Here is a 20111-nt window from a genome sequence, read left to right as displayed (position 1 = left end):
GCGGCCTGAGCCGCGCAATTCATCAGAATTGCGGGGTGAATGCCGCCGGTGCCTTTCCATCCGGCATGGTTTTTATTTAGGATTTGTTAGCAAACGGACAGCTCCAAAAAGCAGCACAAAACTCTCCCCCCGCAGCCCCTGAAGCCCCGCCGCAGGCAGGCGTCCCTCCCACCCGAAAAATCACATCAAAAATCGCAGCCAATTGAAACTTAGCAGGAGTTTTATTCTACTTTCTTTTTTCTTACTGATTTCCTGCCGTGTGACTCCCTCAGGTATTTTATATGTCCCGTCGGGCATTGCCTGTACGGACTGGTTCTCATAGCTTTTCATGTATTGTCTCAGCTGCTTTGTGACTTCTTTACTGTCGATTACAAGCATCAGCTCTGTATCCAGGTATGCACTTCTCATGTCCATATTGAAGGAACCCACGATTGCCAGGTCGTCCCCTATTGTGATGCTTTTTCCGTGATAGGATACTCCGCCTTCATATTCGTGGATTTCAAGACCGGTGTCTAGAAGTTTCCCTTTATTTTTACTGTAGTCCGAGGCTCCAAAGGGGTTTCCGTTATTAGCTACGGAGTTCGTCATCAAAAGGACGTTCTCATTTGCTCCGCAGACCGATTCGAATTCTTTATACATCCAGTCGTTGCAGATGATATATGGTGTGTGGATGGCGATTTCCTCATCGGTGTCTTTCATCAGCTGGGTTAATGCGTAGAACAGGGTGGGCTCCTTGGCATATACATGGATTGGATTGCTCAGAAGAGTGATCTTGTTCGTCTCAAAGGTCATAGATTGATAATCGGGCGTTTCTTTTAATGCAGGGTTATCTTTTAGAATCTCCTGATATCGGGCTTCCAGTTCACCTTTGGCGCGGGCTGTCTCCTTGGAACTTACCCGCCAGGAACCGTCGCTGAACTTTTTGCATACATCCAGATCCCAAACGGAATCAAAATAAGACTCCAGCTGATGGATGGAGCTTTCATCTCCGGGACTGGCGCTGTATACAAGCACTTCTCTATCGTAATTTTTGTATCCATTGTCCCCTAAAAAATAGTCGTATGTGTTTCGGCCGCCCAGCATGTAGAGAGAATCATCCACGATCAGATATTTGTCGTGGAGACGGCCCATGCTTTTCCATGGAGCCAGCAGATTAATCCGGTTGTAAATCCGGACTTCCACGTTCTCTTCTGAAGAGAGTGCGTAAAAGTATTCATTGCCGTCCATCTGCTGCAATGCGGAGAAACCGTCCACAAGGACTTTTACATCGACTCCCCGCCTGGCTGCCTGAATCAAAGCGGCGATTACATCTTTGCCGCTCTGATCCGCGTGAAAATCAAAGGTTGAGAGAACGATTCGGTCCTCCGCCTGCTCTATCATTTTCAGCCGTTCTTCCAGCGCATCTGCATTGTCTTCTATTACACATGCCCTGTCGCCGGATACAGTGTCCGAATAACAGTTGGCCGCATCAAAAGATTCTTTGTATTCTTTGCCTACCTTTGGCTGCCTGATATAAGATATGATCGCCCCGAGAAGAACATAAAGGACAAATAATACAATTCCGATGATAAGGTATCTTATTTTAAAATGTTTCCTGCTTTTTCTGCGTTCCATTGCTGTTTCCCAGTTTACGGCGGCATATTCGTATCATACGCCTGCTGAGTTCTAACCTCCTAATAATATTTTACTGTTACTTTTTTCCCCATTTTTTCAACCACGGCCTGCAGCTGCTCTGTCAGGTTCATTCGCACGCTCAGGTCAAAACTCAATTCAGAGTTCTGGTGTGCCTCGTTTACTGCAGTCCCTACAAAAAGATTCAGCTCGGTGCACTCTTCTATCAGTATCTTAGCGAGCCTGGACGCACCGTTATTGGCATCCAGCTCATCAAAAAATTCCACGTCAAATTCATCTTTTACATACCGTTTCAGTAACTTCAGCGCCTTGCCCAGAGTCAGCACGCCTTCGGTCACCAGATCCAGCCCCTCTATAGTTGCCATCGGGGGTACATCGGGGTCGTTGTAATCCACTTTGGTAATAATGTCTTTCCTTAATATTCTTGCCGCTATGTTCGCGCTGGTTCCGCCTGATACGATTTTACGACCCTCTGTGTGCATAAATTCATGCATCAGTTTCTCATCGTCATCCTTGCTCTTCGGCGGTCCTGTGAAAATGTTCACCACCCTGCGCTCAATCACCCTTGCCACGGCCACCGTGGTATCGTCTCCAGGCTTCTGCACATACAAGTCATCACATGCCTGGCTCAGCAGAGCCGCCAGCCTGGATGCTGACATAGTTTTTTTGGTACACTGCAGTGTATATTCTGCCATGCTCTCCCAGGTCCACCCCTGCAGGTTCAGTATCTCTCCCGCACCCGCATAGATCACTCCGTCGCTCATCAGTACAAAGCAGTCATTCTGCTGAACTTTGAAACGGTATTCATGAATCTTCTTACCCTCGATCAGCCTCTCTTCAAATAGATAATTTACGATTTTCTTATCCCTGATAAATACGCAGGCCGGATTGTCGAACTCTACCAGGTAAGCATCACCATTGTGAAAGATCTGAAGGATGCTGAATGTTGCATATGCCACTTTCCGAACCTGGCAGATCGGAAGTGTCTTGGCAATTGTCTCCACGCAGGATTCTATGTCCGCGCCTTCGAAGAGCATCGTACCGAGTATCTTAGACGTCAACGTCGCAAGTATGTTGGCCTTGACGCCGCTTCCCATTCCATCCGCAAGAATCACGATGTCTGAATCCTCTGTCTTTAATATCTCCACTTTATCTCCGCACAACTCCTCATGGTGCTTATTCAGGCTCTTCCATGCCACGTCTATACTTACACTCATATTACTCCTCCCCTTCGTTGAGGATGGAATCCCGAAGCTTGGTCAGAGTGACTTTCGTCTCCGCTGTCGTCTCTCCAAGCAGCCCTGCGATCTCCTGCGCTACCATCATCTGCTTTTCAATAACCTTCTGCGCCATTTCCACAGTCTCGACCTTCAGGTTGTAGTGCTGCTCTTTGATCTTCTCCTCCCTGGTCACATCCTGGAAAGTCACAAGCACGGAATCCAGATTTTCAATATATACAATGGTCTCCTCCGCCGTCATTCTGCCGTTCTCCAGCTGGATCTTCTTATGAATCACGGGTTCCCTTGTCCGCAGTGTCTCCTCAATGTCCTCTGCTTCCATGAATTCGAAAATATAACGCTGTACGGCTTCGTCCCTGCCCACCCCGAGCAGATCCTGCGCCTTTTTATTACATTCTCTGATCTTCATGCTGCTGTCTATAATAAAGATCATATTCGGCGTAACATCCATCACCACATTGGACATGGACTCCGCCTGTGTCAGTGCATAAGGCATACACATGGACAGTTCCGCCTTATTCTGATAGACGGCGATTGCCTTGTCCCTGCAGGTCGGATAACCACAGGCTCCGCAGTTCAGTTCATCTTCCTCGGAATATTTCCCCGTAGACTTCAGAATATCCCTGATTTCCGGGTCCGTAGGTATACGGTCCTCAAGATGATTGTCCGCAAACTCTTTTGCCAGTTCCTGTGTGTTCATATCAGGCAGATCTCTTGCCGCCTTATAGGATACTTCGTTTTCAATCTTTACTTTTGCCTTTACATATGAGGTATTCCATCTTGCAGACGCCGGGCCCTTAGCACAGCCCCCTTCACAGACATTTGCCTCGATAAAGCAGTGATCCAGCTCTCCCCGCTGCAGACATTCCAGCATCTCCATGCAGTTTGCCAGCCCGTCCACATACACCTTGTGATAGATATCTGCATCCTCCTCGGCCACGACAGACTGAATCACACCGCCGCTGATCGGATACATACGGTTCACTTTCGGATCCGGGTTGCCCATGGGCTTATCCTCACAGGCATAGATATCAATACCCGCCTCTTCCAGCCAGATCGCCAGCTCCTCAAACGTAAGAATCGCATCGATCGCGCCAAATACCCTGTCATCTCCGATGGCTTCCTGTTTCTTGGCAATACAGGGGCCCAGAAATACCACCTTCACATCATCCCCGTACAGCTTCTTTATGTAACGCCCGTGCGCCACCATGGGAGAAACCACCGGTGCCAGCAGATCCACGCAGTCCGGATAATACTTCTCAACCAGATCATTTACACTCGGGCAGCACGTCGTAATAATATTGGGCATCTTCTTTTCCCGAATAATTTTTTTATATTCATTCGTCACCATGGCCGCCCCTTCAGCCGTCTCCCGCACTTCCGCAAACCCAAGTCTCTGCAGTGCATCCACAACCTGTCCCGGCCGTTCAAATTCCAACACCCCAAGATAAGACGGCGCAATCGAAATAATCGTCTTAAAGCCCTGTCTCAAATATCCCTTAACCCTGTCCATATCACTGGCAAACGTCTTCGCATTCTGCGGACATATCTCCATACACCTTCCACAGTTAATACAGTGATCCTTCAAAATATGTGCCTGCTCATTCTGGACGGAAATAGCCTTCACCATACAATAGCGGACACACTTGTAACAATGCCTGCATTTAGCATCCTTAAAATCAATGACTCTCATGCTTACTTAGCTCCTCTCATCTCAAAACATTCTGAATCCATTTTACCACTGATCCCCCCAAATATCCATAAATTTCAGTGAATGAGCTGGCGAATGAACGGATGGGGGGGAGGCCGCCTGTTGAAGAAGGGACTTGTGCCGGCAGGCGGGAAACTTCCTCCCCCCTTTCTGCTGGCGGTCCGTTTGCTAAGTGTCACTAGATAAAAACCGCCGCCAGGGGGGAGGCACCAAAGGCATTCACCGTGCAATTCTGATGAATTGCGCGGCTCAGGCCTTTTTAAACGATGCTTCGGTGAGCATCGTTTAGCCTCCCCCCTGGCGGCGGTTTTTATCAAGTGACACTATGCGCACTCTATGCCTGCAGAAAGGGGGAAGGAAGTTTCCCGCCTGCCGGCACAAGTCCCTTCTTCAACAGGCTGAGTGCATCCAGACGGTTGGGAAAACCTTTCATGGAGGAGGTGCCTGACGGGGGGCGGTGGATCGAACTGGATACGCGTGTGGTTCATCTTAAAGCAATTATTGTCCTCAAAGATAGATTATCTCTAGATATATCTAATATCCCCTTCCACAGCCTCCAAATAATAAAATATGCTCTAATACACACTATTCTTATAAGCTTGAACACTTTTAAAATTAGTACCTTAATAATAGGCACAGTTCCAACTAAGGCCGCCTGAAAACTGAATTTTGGTGCATAAAATTAGCCCCTTACTTTCCATGTGTCATTGAAAACTGAATAAAACACACATTTATAAAAGGAGCTTATGCCCCTGTCATCAATACAATCATCCTTTTTAATCCCAGAAGGTTTTTGCCTCTTTCTCATCGTACAATTATAACCGATTCGTACATTTTCGTGTCTTATATCACCCGTGGTGGCAAACCGGTAGCATTGTCACCCATTCTTGAAAGTTTATTTTCAAAAATCAATACCTCTTGATTTAAGCCAAACCTGCACCGCTATAAACACAGCACTAATACCTGCATCAAGTCCTTTGTCAGCAAACAAACTATCATTTCCCTGTTGCTGTAGTATCTGCATTATTTCTTTTTGAACAGCAACACCATCTTCACCAGAAGCAAACATATTCCTCAAGATATCATTCTGTCTTTCCAACATCTTAATATAACTATTTTGATTGTGAATTACTTCCTTTAAATCCTGCTTCATCTCAGCGGTGTTCTCAGCAGTTTCAATCGCTGCCTCTCTTGTTTCATCAAATTTCCTTCTACGTTCATCTGCCGCTTCATTAATTGCATCCATTACTTCCTGCTGTTCCCGGTTTATTTTATCCATTATATCAACAGCCGGATTTATATTAAGTTGTGGCATATTACCAAAATTAAATTCCATAAGTTTGTCCTCCCTTTGTCTAAAAGTTTAACATGTTAATGTACGACTGACAACTCATATATCTGTCATATAGGTATGAAAAAAGCAAAGATAAGGAAGTCTATACCTTTGCTTTAATACTCTATATCTTCGTCATATAATGTTTCAGATTCAGGGATATTTTTTTCAATGCAATATTCAATCAAATCAATAATACCTTCCGCATTCCTACACTACTGCTATAAGTTCACGCAGAAAATTTGTGCAACATTTTTTTGCACTGTAGTTCTCGGACGGTCTCCCCCACCAACATCCGCCTTACCGGCCTTAACTCCCCTCCGGGGGGAGCGTACTTTCCGACCGGATGCACACAGCTAAGTAAAAGGTGAGCCAGATCCCCCTGCGGGGCTGTGTATGCCAATTTTTGTATCCTTAGAGCGCGCACTAGAATCCGTTAGAGAAAAAACAGGGAACATGGAGGGCATAATTTGCCTTACCAGGCAAATTATGTTGCCGCCGGCGGCGCGAATGCATCAGCATTCGGGCCAACTGCGGCAAGAACCCTCCATGTTCCCTGTTTTTTCTCTTACGGATTCTCCGCAAGCGGGTGGGATACAAAAATTGGCATACACAGCCCCGCAGGGGGATCTGGCTCACCTTTTACTTAGCGTCCCCATCCACTCGCAAACCCGCTCCTTAGTTAATACTTCTCTTTACATAGCTTGTATGCAGTATATGATGAGCCTTTTCACTTCCCGGTTCTCCAAGGAACTCATCATAAAGTTTCTTGATAGACGGGTTATCATGTGACTTTCTGAGTGTCTTCGCCTTATCATTGTCATACAGTGCTTTTGCACGGATAGCTCTGACATCCTCGTAGTTGCGCACGTCTGCGTGTACCTGAGGCTGTCCGCCTCCGTTTACACATCCGCCAGGACAGCACATGATCTCTATAAAGTGATAATCTGCTTCCCCTGCGCGTACTTTGTCCATGATCTGCTTCGCGTTGGACAGTCCGGATGCTACTGCTACTTTGACATCCATTCCGGCCACGTTGTATGTTGCTTCTTTGATACCTTCTGTACCGCGGACTTCGTTGAATTCCAGGCTTGCGAGTTCTTCGCCTGTCAGTGTCTCAACTGCTGTACGAAGGGCTGCCTCCATAACTCCTCCTGTCGCTCCGAAGATAACGCCGGCTCCGGTGGATTCTCCTAACGGATCATCGAATCCTTCGTCCGGAAGGCTTCTGAAGTTGATTCCGACTTTGCGGATCAGACGGGCCAGTTCTCTTGTTGTGATTGAGATGTCTACGTCAGGTACTCCTGCCGCATCCTGGTCGTCACGGTTAATCTCGAACTTCTTCGCTGTACATGGCATTACGCTGACACATACGATGTCCTTCGGGTCAATCCCCATCTTCTCAGCATAGTATGTCTTTGCAATTGCACCGAACATCTGCTGCGGTGACTTACAGCTTGACAGGTGTTCCAGCTGGTCCGGATAGTAGTGCTCACAGTATTTGATCCACCCTGGTGAACAGGAGGTCATCATCGGAAGCACTCCGCCATTCTGTACACGGCCGAGGAACTCGTGCGCCTCTTCCATGATTGTAAGGTCTGCACTGAAGTCTGTATCGAATACTTTGTCAAATCCGATTCTTCTGAGTGCTGCTGCCATCTTGCCTTCCACGTCTGTTCCCATTGGATATCCGAATTCCTCTCCAAGGGCAGCTCTTACGGAAGGAGCCGGCTGAACGATCACGTGCTTGCTCTCGTCTGCAATTGCAGCCAGAACGTCATCGATAAAGTCTTTCTCATATAATGCACCTGTCGGACATGCAGTGATACACTGGCCGCAGGATACACAGCTTGTGTCGCCCAGGCCCATATCAAACGGAGAACCGATGGTGGATGCAAATCCTCTGTTGTTCGGTCCGATCACTCCTACAGACTGTACTTTGTCACAGACAGCCGTACATCTTCTGCAGAGGATACATTTGTTATTGTCGCGGATCATATGCGGTGCGCTGTCATCCAGCTCAAACTCCGGTGATTCTCCTGCGAAATAGTTCTCATCTTCCACGCCCAGTTCCTGGCAGAGTTCCTGCAGCTCACACTTGCCGCTTCTGACACAGGAAAGACATTTTTTATCATGATTGGAAAGAATCAGTTCCAGCGTACGCTTTCTGGATGCAATCAGTTCAGGAGTGTTGGTCAGGACCTCCATTCCCTCGTTGATCGGATGTACGCAGGCTGCAACCAGATTCCTTGCGCCTTTTACTTCTACGATACACATACGGCAGGCACCGATCTCATTGATTTCCTTCAGGAAGCACAGGGTCGGGATCTTGATCCCCGCAATATGTGCTGCATCCAGAACCGTAGAGCCTGCCGGTGCACAGACATCTATGCCATTGATTTTAATATTTACGTTTTCCATAGTCTCTATCCTCCATTACTCTTTGTAAATCGCACCGAAACGGCATTTCTCCATACAAGCGCCGCACTTCACACATTTTTCAGGGTTGATCATATGTGGTTCTTTTACACTGCCGATGATAGCATCTGACGGACAGGTTCTTGCACATAATGTACACCCTTTACACTTGTCAGCATCAATCTTGTACTGGAGCAGGTCTTTACATACTCCTGCCGGACACTTTTTGTCTACGATATGTGCGATGTATTCGTCTCTGAAATAATGAAGAGTGGAAAGTACCGGGTTCGGAGCCGTCTGTCCCAATGCACACAGAGAATTGGATTTCAGGTGGTAGCACAGCTCTTCCAGCTTATCCAGATCGGCCATTGTTGCCTGGCCCTTCGTAATCTTCTCCAGAATCTCCAGCATACGTCTTGTGCCGACACGGCATGGTGTACACTTTCCGCAGGATTCATCTACGGTGAATTCCAGGAAGAACTTGGCGATATCTACCATACAGTTGTCTTCATCCATAACGATCAGACCGCCGGATCCCATCATGGAACCGATCGCAATCAGGTTGTCATAGTCGATCGGCACATCAAAGTGCTCAGCCGGGATACATCCGCCGGATGGTCCGCCTGTCTGGGCAGCCTTGAACTTCTTGCCGTTCGGTACACCGCCGCCGATTTCTTCAACGATCTCGCGGAGTGTGGTTCCCATCGGAATCTCCACAAGTCCGGTGTTGTTAATCTTTCCGCCGAGAGCAAATACTTTTGTTCCCTTGGACTTCTCAGTACCCATGGATGCAAACCATTCTGGTCCATTCACGATAATCTGTGGGATATTCGCATAAGTCTCAACATTGTTCAATATTGTCGGTCTCTGGAACAGACCTTTCAGTGCCGGGAACGGCGGACGAGGTCTTGGCTCTCCTCTGTTGCCTTCTATTGAAGTCATGAGAGCCGTCTCCTCGCCGCAGACAAAGGCGCCTGCACCAAGTCTCAGTTCAATATCAAAATCGAAACCGCTTTCGAAAATATTCTTGCCTAACAGGCCATATTCTCTTGCCTGTCCGATCGCGATCTCCAGTCGTTTCACTGCGATAGGATATTCTGCACGGACATAAATGTACCCTTGAGAAGCTCCGATTGCATAACCTGCAATTGCCATAGCCTCCAGTACTACATGTGGATCACCTTCCAGTACGGAACGGTCCATGAATGCGCCCGGGTCACCCTCGTCAGCATTACAGCAGACATACTTCTGGTCTGCAGCGTTTGCTGCCGCAAATTTCCATTTCAGGCCGGTCGGGAATCCGGCGCCGCCACGGCCTCTCAGACCGCTGTCCAGCAGAATCTGGATAACATCTTCCGGTTTCTTCTCCGTCAGAACAGTGCCAAGGGCCTCATAACCACCTGTGCCTATGTATTCCTCAATATCTTCCGGATTGATAACACCACAGTTTCTAAGGGCAACTCTCTTCTGCTTTTTGTAGAATTTTGTTTCATTCAGAGGAAGAACCTTGTCTGTCTTTGTTGTCTCATCATAAAGAAGACGGGTAACAATCCTTCCCTTTAACAGATGTTCGGATACAATCTCCGGGATATCCTCTTCCTGTACCATAGAATAGAAGGAACCTTCCGGATATACTATCATAATCGGCCCCAGTGCACACAGTCCGAAGCAGCCGGTTTTTACAACGCCGACTTCATCTTCCAGGCCCTGAGCCTTGATCTCTTTCTCAAGTTTTTCTATAATTCTCTGGCTTCCGGAGGAAGTACAGCCTGTTCCACCACAAACCAAAACGTGCGAACGATACATAATCATTAGCCTCCTTTATTATTTTTCAGCAATCTTCTGTGCAGCACCCAATGTATACTTCGTCACTACCTGGCCGTCCAGCAGATGCATTCTTAAAACTTCTAATGCTTTCTCAGGAGTCATCTTTACATATGTAACTTTCTCCTTGCCTGGTTCCATAACTTCAACAATCGGCTCGTACTGGCAAAGCCCAATACATCCGGTCTGTGTTACATTGATATTGTTAAGTCCCTGCTCCTGAACGGCATCTGAAAGAGCCGTCAGTACCGGTCTTGCGCCGCTTGCTATTCCGCAGGTAGCCATGCCGACAACAACTCTTATCTGATCTTCGCTCTCTGAACGAACGCCGACTTTACCCTGCATTTTTTCTCTGATTGCGCGTAATTCTTCAAGAGATTTCATATATTGCCTCCATTCTTTGTTTAATTTCTTTATATATCCGCTCCCTGGTCGGTCTCAGCCTTGTTCGACTCCAAAAATTCTTTGATAAATCCGGAAACTTCCAGACTTGAGAAAGAAATATCTTCCCCCAGAATCTCTCTGATCTCCCGTGTGTCCAGTACAAATTCGCTGTCATTATACCTGTAGGTATAGAGAAAACGGATCTGTTCATTGAAAACAACCAGTGTATGTATTGTAGAACTGATATCACCGAGCGGCATTCTGTCTATATGTGATAATTTAAAAACAGCTGTTACCACTGTTCCTTTAGCTATTTCCGACATAATGGAGAAGCTCCCTCCTGTACTCTCTGCAGCTTGTTTGAAAAAAGGCACTCCCAAACCTACTCTTCTCGTAGTCCTAGTCGTGTAAAATGGGTCCTGCACCTTTTCTACCTGTTCTGCAGACATACCGCATCCGTCATCCTTGATTACAACGGTGAGCGTGTCCTCCTCTGTCTGCACAGAAACCCCTATTTCAATAAGTGATGCTCCTGCACGTACAGAATTTTCAGCGACGTCCAATATGTTCAGAGATATTTCCGGCATCATAGGCTTATTCGTATTTTGCTAAAATGTCGTCAATATCATCCACTGTCAGACGGCCGTATACTTCATCATTGACCATCATAACCGGAGCCAGTCCACAGGCGCCGACACAACGGCATGCATCCAGTGAGTACTTACCATCCGGTGTACATTCTCCGCCTACAATGCCAAGTTTTTCCATAAGCGCATTGTAAATATCCCCGGAGCCTTTTACATAACAGGCAGTTCCGAGACATACGGAAATCTGATATTTTCCTTTCGGGCTTAATGTAAACTGGGAATAGAATGTAACAACTCCGTAAATCTTCTCCAGAGGGATCCCGGTTTCGTTAGAAATGATTGTCTGTACCTCTATAGGAAGGTATCCATAGATATCCTGGGCTTTCTGAAGAATCGGCATCAAGGCGCCTTTTTCATCTTTCAGCTCAGTTATCACTTTTAATAATGATTCTTCTTGTTCCTTTGTTCCTGAGAACGGAACGGTTTGTTTCTTCGCGAGCATCGCTTAACCTCCATTTCTTTTCTTTGGGTTTATACCCATCTTATAATACCATGATATATGACAAAATTCCAGCATTATTTACGTTTGTTTTTGTTTATAATTACCGATAATCATTCTCATTATTATTCATGTTTTTGACGTATATTTTATTTGTAATTATACTGTCAATAAATTTTTCATAGAATTACTACAATTGGGGACATTGCTTTTTACAGGTACAAATGCTATACTAAATCCATGATTTTACCTGATATTTTCTCAGGTTAATACTTTATTTTCAGAATATAGGAGGTCTTATGACAATAGGGGAAATGCAGAAATTGCTGGATGCCGACATCCTGTTCGGCAAAGAATTATTAGATATGGATGCGGAATTTGTTTTTTCATCTGATATGATGAGCGATGTCCTCGCTTATGCCGAAGAGTGTTCCGTCCTAATCACCGGACTGTGTAATCCACAGGTCGTCAGAACGGCCGAGATGCTGGATATCGTCTGCATCGTTTTTGTACGCGGCAAAATGCCGGATGCGAATATCATTGCCCTGGCCCGAGACAAGGGAATGGCTATTCTGGCCACAAAACATTTTATGTTTACAACATGCGGAATCCTTTACGAACACGGACTCCGGGGAGGTGCCTGAATGGATGAACAGTTGACATTTACATATACAATCTCCGGAGATGATTTTACCCGTGCCGGGGAGGCCAGCAGCGCCATTAAAAATAAGCTGAAGCTGCTGGGAGTGAATGCGTCCGCGATCCGCAAAGTTGCCATCGCCATGTATGAAGGCGAGATCAATATGGTAATCCATGCCAACGGCGGGGAAATCACTGTTACGATCTCAGACAGTGAGATTAAAATAGTCCTCGCAGACGTGGGGCCGGGTATCTCGGATATCTCAAAAGCGATGCAGGAGGGGTACTCCACTGCCCCGGAGGAAGTGCGTTCTCTCGGTTTCGGCGCCGGTATGGGGCTGCCGAATATGAAAAAATATTCCGATGATTTTCAGATAGAATCTGTGGTCGGCAAAGGAACTACTGTTACCATGAAAGTATTCCTTTAACCTGACCGGCGGATTTATGAATCACTGCACAGAAAGGAGCCGTCATGGACAAATTTATACGGTCTGTCCGACTGAAGGAAGATCTCTGCCAGGGGTGTATTAACTGTATCAAGTACTGCCCCACCCAGGCCATCCGTGTACATAATGGAAAAGCCCATATTATAGATAAGTTCTGCATAGACTGCGGCAGATGTATCCGTTACTGCCCGCATCATGCTAAGATACCCATATATGATTCGCTGAATGTGCTGAATAATTATAAGTATACCGTTGCACTCCCTGCACCGTCACTCTATGCACAGTACAACAATCTGACCAACGTAGATATTGTACTGAATGCACTGTTGAAACTGGGGTTCGATGATGTATACGAGGTCAGCGCAGCGGCGGAGCTTGTCTCTGAAGCTTCCAGAGAGTATATGAAGGAGCACGCCAATGAAGGGCCGTTCATCAGCTCAGCCTGTCCCTCTGTGGTAAGGCTGATCCGTGTGAAGTTTCCGTCCCTGCTCTCCAAGCTGCTTCCGATCAAGCCCCCGGTAGAGGTTGCCGCTGAGATCGCCAGGGCACGCGCCATGGAAAAGACAGGGCTGCCCTCCAGGGATATCGGGATCATCTTCATCTCTCCGTGTCCTTCCAAAGTTTCTTATTCAAAGGCGCCTCTGGGAATAGACAAGAGCAATATTGATAAAGTTGTCGCCATCAAGGATGTCTATCCGCTGCTTCTCCCGCATATGAGCCGGGATGAGGCACAGCTGAAGCCACTCTCTAATTCCGGCAGGATCGGACTGGGCTGGGGCAATGCAGGCGGTGAAGTGGGCGGACTTCTGATCGACAGCTATCTGGCTGCCGACGGTATTGTGAATATTTTACGGGTTCTTGAGGAGATCGAGGATGAGAAAATCCACGGTCTGAAGTTTATCGAGCTGAGCGCCTGCAACGGCGGCTGCGTCGGCGGCACCCTGACCGTGGAAAATGCCTATGTGGCAACCACTAAGACGAAACGTCTGCTGCGGTACCAGCCCGTTTCCAAAAGCCATCTCTCCACCCATCCCGAGCTGGAAAACATACACTGGGATGATGATGTGGAGTATGAACCGGTTTTCCGTCTGGGCAATAACTTCAAGGAAAGCCTGGAGATGATGAGCACCGTGGAGGAACTGACAAAGAAGTTTCCGGGCCTGGACTGCGGCTCCTGCGGGGCGCCTACCTGCCAGACTCTTGCCGAAGATATTGTAAGAGGCGCGGCAACCAGCAATGACTGTATCTATGTACTGAGGGAACACATTTCCAGCCTTTCCAAAGAAATTGATTTTCTCTCCAAAACAGCCAATCTGACCTGCGGCTCAGACGATGACAGTTCAAAGCTGCTTCACGAGTACATTCACAAGCTCACGACAGAACTGGCTGCATTTGGAGTTCCTGAACATCAGAAAAAAGAGGAGGAATAAGACTATGAAACTACAGGCTGTATTAGATCTGCCCGTCTGCAAAGTGCTGGTGAAAGGAGATCCCAAGCGCGAGCTTTCCAAAGTATTCTGCTGCGATCTGCTCAGCATTGCCATGGGCAGGGCTCCTGAAAACGGAGTCTGGGTAACGGTAATGGGGAATAAAAATACTCTGGCTGTTGCCGCTTTGACAGATATTGCCTGCATCATTCTGGCAGAGGGCGTTGCACTGGACGAGGGGACTCTCAGGCAGGCAGAAAGCGAAGGGATTGCCATCCTGGCCACAGAGCTTCCGGTTTTTGATATGGCTCTGGAAGTTTATGAAGCAGGACTTTCATGATTCCGCTGTATTATGATCTTCATCTCCATTCCTGCCTGTCCCCCTGCGGAGATGACGACATGACGCCTGCTAATATCGCGGGAATGGCTTCCATCAAAGGCCTGGATGTCATAGCGCTCACCGACCACAACAGCTGCAGAAACTGTCCTGCGGCCATGGCCCATGGCAGAGATTACGGTGTCATCGTCATACCCGGTATGGAACTGTGTACCTCCGAGGAGGTTCACATCATCTGTCTCTTCCCTGCACTGGAAAATGCCCTTGCATTCGACGAATATGTGTATGAGCATATGCTTCCCATAAAGAATAAAGAAGACATATTCGGAAAACAGCAGATCGTGGACGAGAACGACGAAGTGACGGGTACTGTGGAGAATCTTCTTATCAATGCTACGGACATTGCCTTCGACGATGCATTTTCGCTTGCCGCATCGTACGGCGGCATCGCTTATCCTGCCCATGTGGATAAAACATCCACCAGTGTGCTCTCCAATCTGGGATTCGTTCCGCCGGACAGTACCTTTACCTGCGCAGAGTTCCATGACCTGAAGAACCTGCACAGAATACAAAAAGAGCACCCTTACTTCTTACAATGCAATATCATAAGCAGTTCGGATGCCCATTACCTGGAAGATATCCGTGAACCGGAATACCAGATTTTTTCGGAGTCCAGAGAGATTCCGGACATTTTAAAAGCAATTCAGACTAGGGTGTAGGAAACGGCTGAACAGAGAAAACGGGCAGATTCGCCCTATTCTTTAAACCGGTATCCTACACCCACCTCTGTTACAATAAACCGCGGCTCTGCGGGATTTTTCTCTATCTTTCTGCGCAGTGTCGCCATGAACACCCGGAGTGTTCCTGCCTCTACGCCTTCTCCATAGCCCCATATTTCTTTTAAAATATAATTATGAGTCAATACTTTTCCGCGGTTTGCAATGAGAAGCGTCAGGATCTTGTACTCTATGGGGGTGAGATGTATCTCCTCATTGTCAACCAGAACACTCCTCTTCGTATAGTCTACGGTCAGATAATCCTGGCGGAACATCTCCTGAGCACTCTCCGGAGCCATCCTCTCCCTCTTGCGCATGGCAACCCTGATTCGCGCCATCAGCTCTCCCATGTAAAAGGGTTTCGTAACATAATCGTCTGCCCCCGCATCCAGAGCCTGAATCTTTTCCTGCTCTTCCTGCCTGGCTGAAACGACGATAATGGGGGTACTGGACAGCTCTCTGACATTCTTCACCACTTCCAGGCCTTCTCCGTCCGGAAGCCCCAGATCCAGAAGGATCATATCCGGCCGGTTCGCATAAAAAAGACTGATGGCCTCCTTTACGGATTTTGCCACATAATAGCCGTATCCCTCATCTTTTAATGTCATACTCATGAAGTTTACAATATATTTATCATCTTCAACAATTAAAATGGTCTTTTTCTCGTTCATCTATATCACCCGTTTATTATTCTGCGATTCTTGCTTCCAGCCAGAATGTAAACCTGGCTCCGCCTTCCCTGCGGTTTTCCGCCCATATCTTTCCGCCGTGGGCTTCGACCACTTCTTTACAGATCGCAAGGCCCAGTCCGATCCCGCGCTTACTGTCCGTACTCTTATCCGAGAGGGAGACGAATTCATTGAATATCTTTTCCTTCATATCCTCTTCTATTCCGTCACCGTCATCTTTCACGACAAAATAAACTCTGTTTTCCCGGTAGGAAACATTCAAAGAAATGCTTCCGCCATCCTGAGTATGTTTCACCGCGTTGTCCAGCAGATTTACAAGGACCTGCATGATCATCTTCCCGTCCATCTCGGCTACTACCACCTGATCGGGCAGGGACACCCTAAAATCTCTTCTGTTTTTCAGGCCGATCACATGCTTCTGCACCTCGTAGACTATATCATCGACAACCTCCGGATGCTTTTCGATAAACTGCTGCCCGCTCTCGATCTTCGTCATGCTCAGAACATTTTCCATCATCTTCATCAGCCACATGGACTGTTCTGTAATGTCATGAAGCAGGTCGTCTCTGGTGTGTTTATCCATAGAATGGTTCTCAATCATGAGGCTGCAGTCTCCCATAATCCCGGTTAAAGGCGTCCGAAAGTCGTGGGAAATGCTGCGCAGCATGCTGCTCTTCATATGTTCCCTCTGTACCTCCAGTTTGGTCTGCTCCTGCTCGGCATAGATCAGTTCCCGGTCCAGAGCGATTCCAATCTGGTTGGCCGCCGTTTTCACCAGCATCTCAGCTTCCGCCGCCAGCCCCAGGTTGTGGTTGAACACCTTTAACGTCCCCAGCTGCCTGACCATTCCGATAATCGGGAACATCAGGTAATCCTTGGAAGTGTACTCTTTGCCTGTGCCGGGGGCAATCGTCTCCCCCTCCAGTTCGACGATGCTCTCATATCCCGTATGTTCATAGATATAGCGGATTCCCAGCTGAATAATATTGTCTTTCCCTGTCACATTAATAAACTTCTCAGACATCTCATAGAGCCTCAGCGCCGTCTCCTCACTGCTCTGGGCAATCACCAGCTGCTTCTGGAAGCGTGCCGTCAGACTGGAGGATATACAGGCTGTAATGAGGAAAAATCCCATCAGAGCCACATCGTTCGGATTCATGATCGCAAACGTATGCACGGGAACTGTAAAAAAATAATTGAACATCATAACGCTTACAATAGCACCAATAATGCCATATTCATACCCTTTTGTAAATACACTGATCAGAAGTACGGCCACCATAAAAACCATCAGCCCGTTTTCCTTTTCCACCCCGAACTGATTGAGCAGCAGGCATACCAGGCTGGCAGACAATACGATCAGTATTGTCCGCAGCGCATAGTTGAGCTTTTTATTTTTTGCAATTTTCCTGATCGTTTTTCCGATCCCGTCCATGGCTGCCTCCCGTACTGCTCTTCTACTGATTTTGTACTATCATAACACTTTACCTTATGTTTGCCAATATTCTGTCGATGTCCTTTTTCAGCCCAACCACCATCAGATGATCCTCTCTCTCCAGAAGGCGGTCCGCCTGTGGAAGCAGCTGCAGATGCCCGTTCTTCTTGATACCAAGTATACTGACATGATATTTGGAACGGATGGCCAGCTGGCGGATGCTCTTTCCAATCCAGTCCTCTACCGGTGGAATCTCAAAAATAGAGTATCCCTCGGTCAGCTCAATATAGTCGAATACATGGTTGGCGCTGTGCTTCACCGCCAGACGTTCGGCAATATCACGGTCCGGATAAATTACTTCGTCAGCGCCGTTTCTCAGCAGAAATTTTGCATGGATGTCCCTGTTTGCCTTGCTCACCACGTATGTTGCGCCCATCTCTTTGATGAGGCTGGTGATCTCCAGGCTGCTCTGGAAATTAGAACCAATGCACACAAAGCAGATATCAAAATTCCCGACACCAAGGCTTCTTAACACATCCTCATTCGTACAGTCGCCCACTTTTGCCATCGTGGCGTAAGGTAAAAGATCCTGCATACATTCTTCATCCCGGTCTACTATCATCACTTCATTGCCCAGCTGTGACATATTGATGCATAAATGGTGCCCCAGTCTGCCAAGCCCAATAATTAAAACTGATTTCATATTATTCACCTCTGTTTATCCTATCATAATCTTTTCAGCAGGCACCTTCACCGGCGCCTCTGTCTTGTGTCCTCTCAGGGAGAGGGCAAATGTCATGCTTCCGATTCTTCCGCAATACATCAGGAATATCAGCACCAGTTTAGAAACGGTCTCCATATCTCTTGTGATACCCGTGGACATTCCAACGGTTCCAATCGCCGACACGACTTCAAAGGCCACATCGGTTACTGCCGCCGGCTGTACGGTTACGATAATCAGCACGGCCATAATCACAGAAAACAGATTGATACACAATACGGCACTGGCCTTCCTGATGGAATCCTCATCCAGCCGTCTTCCCATCACATTACAGTGCATCTCCTTGCGCAGATTTGCGTGTACATAGACCAACAGTACCACGAAAGTCGTTGTCTTTATTCCTCCTGCTGTGGACCCGGGGCTTCCCCCTATAAACATCAGGATGGAAGTCAGAATTTTACTGCTGTCAGTAAGTGCAGCCGTATCCACTGTATTGAATCCCGCCGTTCTTGCCGTTACGGAGCCGAACAGAGAGCAGAGCACCTGGTCCCCAAAAGGCATACCGGCTATCGTATTATTTTTCTCAAAGAAAAAGAGCAGCGCCGCTCCTCCGAAAATCAGTACTGCTGTCGATATAAGTACAATTTTAGTATGCAGCCGGTACTTCCGGAACTTCAGTTTGTTCACAGAAATATCATTCCACACAAAAAACCCGATTCCGCCTATGACAATCAGGCTCATTATAACCAGGTTCACGGTCGGGTCATTATAATATTGTGTGAAAGAGGAATATGCTCCGCTCTCTCCCATCAGATCAAATCCGGCGTTGCAGAAAGCGGATATGGAGTGGAAGATTCCGAAATATACCGCTTTTCCAAGGCTCATGTCCCGGCTGAATCTCAGCGCCAGGATCAGCGCCCCCATGCCCTCGAAAATGGCAGTTCCCACGATAATCTTTTTTGCCAGTCTGACGATACCGCCCACCTGCATAATGTTTACGCTTTCCTGAAGCGTCCCTCTTGTCCAGAGGCCGATTTTCCTCCGCAGGAGAATCGCAAAACACACGCCTATGGTCATAAATCCCAGCCCGCCGATCTGTATAATGCAGAGAATGACACATTGCCCGAAAGTAGACCAGTACCGGAATGTATCCGCTATGACCAGTCCTGTCACACATGACGCCGAGGTCGAAGTGAACAGCGCATCAACGAAGGGGGTGCTCACTCCTGCCTTTGTGGATATCGGCAGCATCAGAAGCCCGGCCCCTAAAAAAATAATAATAAAGTACCCCAGAACGATCATCTGAGTCTGAGTCAGATGCTTTGTAAACAGTTTCATGCCGCACCAACCTCATTTTCCATTGCCAGCAGCTCCAGCCGCTGCAGCAGTTCTTCCTTCTCAGTGAATACATTGATGTGTGACTGCCTGTAAAGCTTCAGATTGCTCTTTTCGTTACAGATACTGAACATCTGCGTACCCGGATACATCTTGCGGAACAAATTGCAGACCGACAGGTTATCGATATCGGAGCCTGAAACCGCTGCCAGATAGTTTACCTGTTTCCAGCTCTTATCAATATAAATACTTTCCAGATAAATCGGCCGTATTCCTGCTTTTTCGAACCATGCAGCGATTTTTTCTTCTTCACTGCTCTTGCCAAATATTACTGCATATTCTTTCTTCCTGTCTTTTTTCTGAAGCTTCTTTTCCTCGTCCAGGAAATGATCAATGCCCCTCATCAGGTAGAGGCCGTACAGCATTCCTGCTGTTACAATAATTCCTAAAATTAAATTTGTCAACATAACCATCACCCTCTTTTCTTACCTCTATCATAATCTTTTGGGCGTTTAGGCGGTGATAAAATTAAATCGCTTTGTATTAAGATTGTGTTTAGAGAAATAGGGATTTAGTTCACGCGCTTTAGTTGCGGGAACGGATGGGGGACGCTTAATGACAGGGATGACGGGGAGGTACTGGGGCTGTATATGCCGCTGCGAAATGCTGGCTCTTCCGGA

General features: G+C 47.3%; 19 protein-coding genes. 5 read left to right on the top strand and 14 right to left on the bottom strand.

The features are described from left to right. Positions 1-180: 180 nt before the first annotated feature. From HMPREF0240_RS07800 to HMPREF0240_RS07750, 9 genes are all read right to left on the bottom strand, one after another. Complete coding sequence (locus tag HMPREF0240_RS07800) at positions 181-1614, bottom strand: phospholipase D family protein (protein WP_009002899.1); 1434 nt, start codon at positions 1612-1614, stop codon at positions 181-183. Positions 1615-1673: 59 nt separating this feature from the next. After that, positions 1674-2849, bottom strand: coding sequence for a SpoIIE family protein phosphatase (locus HMPREF0240_RS07795; protein ID WP_009002898.1), 1176 nt, complete (start codon positions 2847-2849; stop codon positions 1674-1676). Between the two features lies 1 nt (position 2850). Continuing rightward, positions 2851-4563, bottom strand: coding sequence for a [Fe-Fe] hydrogenase large subunit C-terminal domain-containing protein (locus tag HMPREF0240_RS07790; RefSeq protein WP_009002897.1), 1713 nt, complete (start codon positions 4561-4563; stop codon positions 2851-2853). Between the two features lie 919 nt (positions 4564-5482). Then, entirely contained in the window at positions 5483-5917 is a 435-nt protein-coding gene (locus HMPREF0240_RS07780; protein ID WP_009002896.1) for a hypothetical protein, read from the bottom strand. 675 nt (positions 5918-6592) lie between these two features. Further along, a complete protein-coding gene (locus HMPREF0240_RS07770; RefSeq protein WP_009002895.1) occupies positions 6593-8335 on the bottom strand; it encodes an NADH-dependent [FeFe] hydrogenase, group A6 in 1743 nt (580 codons plus the stop codon). A gap of 15 nt (positions 8336-8350) precedes the next feature. Further along, positions 8351-10138: an NADH-quinone oxidoreductase subunit NuoF gene (gene nuoF / locus HMPREF0240_RS07765; protein ID WP_035312645.1), complete on the bottom strand. Its 1788-nt coding sequence runs from the start codon at positions 10136-10138 to the stop codon at positions 8351-8353. A gap of 18 nt (positions 10139-10156) precedes the next feature. Beyond that, positions 10157-10540, bottom strand: a complete 384-nt coding sequence (locus HMPREF0240_RS07760; protein WP_009002893.1) for a (2Fe-2S) ferredoxin domain-containing protein — start codon at positions 10538-10540, stop codon at positions 10157-10159. Positions 10541-10569: 29 nt separating this feature from the next. Then, entirely contained in the window at positions 10570-11130 is a 561-nt protein-coding gene (locus HMPREF0240_RS07755; protein ID WP_009002892.1) for an ATP-binding protein, read from the bottom strand. Between the two features lie 4 nt (positions 11131-11134). Next, positions 11135-11629, bottom strand: coding sequence for an NAD(P)H-dependent oxidoreductase subunit E (locus tag HMPREF0240_RS07750; RefSeq protein ID WP_009002891.1), 495 nt, complete (start codon positions 11627-11629; stop codon positions 11135-11137). A 296-nt stretch (positions 11630-11925) separates the two neighbouring features. Here HMPREF0240_RS07750 and HMPREF0240_RS07745 point away from each other — a divergent pair, with 296 nt between their 5' ends. From HMPREF0240_RS07745 to HMPREF0240_RS07725, 5 genes are read left to right on the top strand one after another with little or no spacing between them, the layout of a single operon-like run. Then, complete coding sequence (locus HMPREF0240_RS07745; RefSeq protein ID WP_009002890.1) at positions 11926-12270, top strand: DRTGG domain-containing protein; 345 nt, start codon at positions 11926-11928, stop codon at positions 12268-12270. Next, positions 12271-12693, top strand: coding sequence for an ATP-binding protein (locus HMPREF0240_RS07740; RefSeq protein WP_009002889.1), 423 nt, complete (start codon positions 12271-12273; stop codon positions 12691-12693). 44 nt (positions 12694-12737) lie between these two features. Next, entirely contained in the window at positions 12738-14141 is a 1404-nt protein-coding gene (locus HMPREF0240_RS07735) for a [Fe-Fe] hydrogenase large subunit C-terminal domain-containing protein (RefSeq protein WP_009002888.1), read from the top strand. Between the two features lie 4 nt (positions 14142-14145). Further along, entirely contained in the window at positions 14146-14478 is a 333-nt protein-coding gene (locus HMPREF0240_RS07730) for a hypothetical protein (protein WP_009002887.1), read from the top strand. Beyond that, positions 14475-15194, top strand: coding sequence for a PHP domain-containing protein (locus tag HMPREF0240_RS07725; protein ID WP_009002886.1), 720 nt, complete (start codon positions 14475-14477; stop codon positions 15192-15194). Before HMPREF0240_RS07730 ends, HMPREF0240_RS07725 begins: the two co-directional genes overlap by 4 nt. A gap of 35 nt (positions 15195-15229) precedes the next feature. Here HMPREF0240_RS07725 and HMPREF0240_RS07720 read toward each other — a convergent pair whose 3' ends face one another. The 5 genes from HMPREF0240_RS07720 to HMPREF0240_RS07700 are packed head-to-tail and all read right to left on the bottom strand — an operon-like array spanning position 15230 to position 19898. Continuing rightward, on the bottom strand, positions 15230-15922 hold the full coding sequence (locus HMPREF0240_RS07720; RefSeq protein WP_009002885.1) for a response regulator transcription factor: 693 nt from the start codon (positions 15920-15922) through the stop codon (positions 15230-15232). Between the two features lie 16 nt (positions 15923-15938). After that, positions 15939-17375, bottom strand: a complete 1437-nt coding sequence (locus HMPREF0240_RS07715) for an ATP-binding protein (protein ID WP_009002884.1) — start codon at positions 17373-17375, stop codon at positions 15939-15941. Positions 17376-17424: 49 nt separating this feature from the next. After that, positions 17425-18078: a TrkA family potassium uptake protein gene (locus HMPREF0240_RS07710; RefSeq protein ID WP_009002883.1), complete on the bottom strand. Its 654-nt coding sequence runs from the start codon at positions 18076-18078 to the stop codon at positions 17425-17427. 15 nt (positions 18079-18093) lie between these two features. Further along, a complete protein-coding gene (locus tag HMPREF0240_RS07705; RefSeq protein WP_009002882.1) occupies positions 18094-19434 on the bottom strand; it encodes a TrkH family potassium uptake protein in 1341 nt (446 codons plus the stop codon). Then, on the bottom strand, positions 19431-19898 hold the full coding sequence (locus tag HMPREF0240_RS07700; protein WP_050794505.1) for a hypothetical protein: 468 nt from the start codon (positions 19896-19898) through the stop codon (positions 19431-19433). Before HMPREF0240_RS07700 ends, HMPREF0240_RS07705 begins: the two co-directional genes overlap by 4 nt. Between the last annotated feature and the right edge of the window lie 213 nt (positions 19899-20111).

The organism is Clostridium sp. D5, from assembly GCF_000190355.1.
Lineage (GTDB): Bacteria > Bacillota > Clostridia > Lachnospirales > Lachnospiraceae > Faecalicatena > Faecalicatena fissicatena_A.
The sequence above is the reverse complement of the archived record's forward strand: the minus strand, read 5'-3'. Positions and strand labels throughout refer to the sequence as shown.